Source organism: Aquicoccus porphyridii (assembly GCF_008369105.1).
Lineage (GTDB): Bacteria > Pseudomonadota > Alphaproteobacteria > Rhodobacterales > Rhodobacteraceae > Aquicoccus > Aquicoccus porphyridii.
The window spans coordinates 1-367 of the sequence record NZ_VINQ01000225.1 but is presented as its reverse complement, the minus strand read 5'-3'; the positions used below and the strand labels follow the sequence as shown (position 1 = coordinate 367).

1 protein-coding gene is annotated in these 367 nt (G+C 67.6%); it reads left to right on the top strand.

Annotated features, from left to right (window positions below; translation table 11 throughout):
- Positions 1–65 precede the first annotated feature (65 nt).
- Positions 66–367 (top strand): hypothetical protein (locus FLO80_RS24290; protein WP_223145568.1); only part of this gene is annotated, 302 nt, incomplete at its 3' end.

Below are 367 nucleotides of genomic sequence, written 5' to 3'. Positions count from 1 at the left end.
TCAAGGATGTCACCAGGGACAGGGCGAACAATGTCGAAAACAGGGCACGCGTACGGGGGCCAGCCATGGCATTCCTCCTGATAGGCCTGAGTGAACATAGACCGCTGCCGCTCGGCCAGGGTTCGCCGCTCCGCTGGCTGGCCCTGCTGTTCGGCCTGCTGGCCTGGCATGCCGGGGCTGGCGAACGGGTGATCTATCCGCGCCATTCCGAAGGGCGCAACCCCGAACCCTACGTCGTCGAGCTGCTGCAACTGGCGCTGGCCAGGAGCGGCGGCGACTACCGCCTGGAGCCCAGCGCGCAGCCCATGCCGCAGTCCCGTGCGCAACTGCGCCTGGAGCAGGACGATCCGGGCCTGCAGGTGATGTG